At 75.8% G+C, this 3259-nt stretch carries 3 protein-coding genes; 1 reads left to right on the forward strand and 2 read right to left on the reverse strand.

Going from position 1 to position 3259, the window contains the following annotated elements; all coding sequences use genetic code 11:
• Nucleotides 1-29 precede the first annotated feature (29 nt).
• Complete coding sequence (locus tag G3I42_RS20405) at nucleotides 30-887, reverse strand: oxygenase MpaB family protein (protein ID WP_164287952.1); 858 nt, start codon at nucleotides 885-887, stop codon at nucleotides 30-32.
• Nucleotides 888-976: 89 nt separating this feature from the next.
• On the reverse strand, nucleotides 977-1384 hold the full coding sequence (locus tag G3I42_RS20410) for a ferredoxin (protein WP_239096576.1): 408 nt from the start codon (nucleotides 1382-1384) through the stop codon (nucleotides 977-979).
• A gap of 208 nt (nucleotides 1385-1592) precedes the next feature.
• Between G3I42_RS20410 and G3I42_RS20415 the strand changes: the two genes are divergently transcribed.
• Nucleotides 1593-2903 (forward strand): MFS transporter, encoded by a 1311-nt coding sequence (locus G3I42_RS20415; RefSeq protein ID WP_164287954.1) that lies wholly within the window; start codon nucleotides 1593-1595, stop codon nucleotides 2901-2903.
• Nucleotides 2904-3259 lie beyond the last annotated feature (356 nt).

Below are 3259 nucleotides of genomic sequence, written 5' to 3' on the forward strand. Positions count from 1 at the left end.
GGTACGGGCCGGGAGGCCCCGGGCGCGGCTCAGGCGGGGATGCGGCGGCTCGGGCGGGCCTCGGGGCCGAGGCGGGTGACGGCGCCGTGGATGTACTTGGGCGGCATCTGCCAGCGCAGCTCGCCGGGGACGGCGCGCAGCAGGCGTGCGGTGGAGCGCAGGCGGCGGGTGACGACGGCGGGCGGCGGGGCCTGGCGTCCGTAGAGCTGGTGGGCCCAGGGCGGCAGGGAGCCGTAGGCGAGAGTGGAGACGCGGCGCCAGAGCAGGGCGCGGGCCGGCAGGAGCGGGAAGGGGACGGGCGGGCGGCGCAGGAAGTCGTCGACGACGCGGGCGTCGGCGCCGACGGCGAGTTCGTCCTTCACGCTGCGGAAGTAGCTGTCGAGTTCGCCGACGGTGGCGGGGACCTGCGCCGGGTCGAGGCCGACGAGGCGGGCCCCGGTGCGTTGTTCGGCGACGTAGCGGTCGGCGGCGGTGTCGTCGAGGCGGAAGCCGGAGCGGCGCAGGATGTGGAGGTAGGAGGAGACCTCGGCGCAGTGCACCCACAGCAGGAGCGCGGGTTCGTCGACGCCGTAGCGTTCGCCGGTGGCGGGGTCGGTGGCGCCGAGCCTGCGGTGGATGCCGCGTACGTGGGCGGCGGCACGTTCGGCGGTGGGGGTGTCGGCGTACGTGGTGGCGGCGACGTAGCGCGCGGTGCGGATCAGGCGCCCCCAGGCGTCCTGGCGGAAGTCGGAGTTCGCCATGACGCCGCGCAGGGTGCGCGGGTGGAGGGCCTGGAGCCACAGGGCGCGCACTCCCGCGATCCACATGGCGGGGTCGGCGTGGAGCTGCCAGGTGACGGTGCCGGGCCCGTAGAGGCCGGGGTCGGGGTGGGACGGCTGCTCGGCCACAGCGGGACCTCCGGGAGAGTGGTGCGTGCCTGGGGTGATTGTCTCCCGAAGCGGTGGTCCGGGCCGGTGGGGGGGCGGGCGGGGGTCGTTCAGCGGGCGGCGAGGGTGGCGAGGAACCGGGCGCAGGAGGCGGCGCAGGCGCGGCAGGCGGCGACGGCGTCCTCAGCGCCGGGCAGGCGCGCGCAGTGGGCCGCGCAGTCGAGGCACGTGGTGCGGCACCAGTCGAGGCGGAAGCGGAGCTCGTCGTCCTCGGGGTCGAGGAGGGGTTCGGCGCCGAGGAGCCGCGCGGTGCTGTCGCAGACCTCGACGCAGCGCAGGGCGCGCAGCACCGAGGGTTCGGCGGCGGGCGTGCCGCAGTGGCGGGCGGTGAGGGTGGCCGCGGTGCGGCAGGAGGCGGCGCAGGCGAAGCGGTCCTCCAGATAGCGCACGAGGCGGTCGCGGTCCCAGGGGTCCTCGGGGGTGGGCGGTGTGCGGGGCGCGGCGGACGCCTGTGCCATGGCGGTCTCCTCTCGGGCGGCCCCGGTCCCGGGGTGGGGCGTACGTTCGAGGGGCGGGTTGCCGCATAGGGCGTGGGCAAACGCGGGTACGGCTCCGGGGTGCGCGCGGCGGAGCGTCGGGCGGCGCGGTGGAGGATGGCGCGGCGTGAGACGGGGCGGGCCCGGAGGTGAGGTGTGGCGGCCCACCGCCCGGGAAAGGGTCGTGCCCATGACAGACACGTCCCCCGGCTCCACCGCCGCTCCCGGCTCCCCCGTGCCGCGCTCCCCCACCCGTCGCCCGGTGCGTCAGCTCGCGGCGGCCTCCGTCGGCAACGCCGTCGAGTGGTACGACTGGTACGCGTACACCTTCCTCGCCACCTACCTCGCCGACCAGGTCTTCCCCCAGGGCGCGGACAACTCGCTCGTCCCGCTGCTCTCCACGTTCGCGGTCTTCGCGGTGGGGTTCTTCATGCGCCCGGTGGGCGGGCTTCTCATGGGCGCGGTCGCCGACCGGCGGGGGCGGCGGGCCGCGCTGACGGTGACGATCCTGCTCATGGGCGGGTCGAGCCTGCTCGTGGCGCTGACCCCGACCTACGCGGCGGCCGGGCTGCTCGGCCCGCTCGTGCTGGTGCTCGCGCGGCTGCTGCAAGGTCTGTCGGTGGGCGGGGAGTTCGCCGCCTCGACGACCTTCCTCGTGGAGTCGGCCGGTCCCGGCAGGCGCGGGCTCTTCTCCAGTTTCCAGTACGTCTCGACGACGATCGGGCAGCTCATCGCCTCCGGGGTCGCCGCGCTGCTCGTGCGGGCGCTGAGCGAGGGGCGGATGGATTCCTGGGGGTGGCGGCTGCCGTTCGTGCTCGGCGCCGTGCTGAGCCTGGCGGGCTTCTGGATCAGGCGGGGCGCCGAGGAGACGCGGGAGACGGCGCGCACGGCCGGGCGCCCCCCGCTCTTCGAGGCGCTGCGCCGCCACCCGCGCGCCTCGCTGCTGATCGGCGGGATCACGGCGGGCGGCACCCTCGCGTACTACACGTGGACGTCGTACCTGCCGACGTACGCGGAGCTGAACGCGGGCGTGGCGAAGGGCGACGCGCTGCTCGCCTCGACGCTCGCGCTCGCTTTCTTCGCGCTGCTCCAGCCCCTGGCGGGGCTGCTCTCGGACCGTTTCGGGCGGCGTCCCCTCCTGCTCTTCTTCGGGCTCGGTTTCGCGCTCCTGTGCGTGCCGCTGCTGCGTCTGCTCACCGGCTCCTTCGTCTCGTTGCTGCTGGTGAGCTGCGCGGGGATGGTGCTCCTGACGGGCTTCACGTCGATCTCGGCGGCGGTGAACGCGGAGGTGTTCCCGGCGCGGGTGCGGGCGGCGGGGATCGGCTTCCCGTACTCGCTGACGGTCGCGCTCTTCGGCGGCACGGCGCCGTACGTCGGGACGCTCTTCAAGGAGTGGGGCAGGGCCGGGCTCTTCCCCTGGTACGTGGCCGTGCTGTGCCTGGTCTCCTCGGTGGTGTACCTGCGGCTCCCGGAGACGGCGCACCGGCCGCTGGAGCGCTGAGCGCGAAGGGGCGCGTCCCGTCCGCCTCGCGCGCGCGTACCCGCTCCGCCCCCTCCCGTACCGCCCGCGCCCGGCGGCGACCCGATCGGCGTCCGCGGACTTGCCGGGCGCCGGAGGGCGCGCGAGCGTCGCAAGCGAGGGCCCGGCGCGGCACGCGGGCGGTCTCCGGCGCGGAAACGGGAGTGGGCACCATGGGTACGCGGAGCAGGCAGGTGGCGATCGACCTGGGCAGTGCGCGGCTGCGGCTGCGCGACCAGCGGCAGGCGTGGTCGGCTCCGCACGTCGCGATCGTCGACGAGGAGGGTTCGCTGCGGGCCTGGGGCGATCAGGCGCTCGCGATGGCGGGGCGGCTGCCG

It is taken from the genome of Streptomyces sp. SID11385, assembly GCF_010548245.1.
GTDB lineage: Bacteria > Actinomycetota > Actinomycetes > Streptomycetales > Streptomycetaceae > Streptomyces.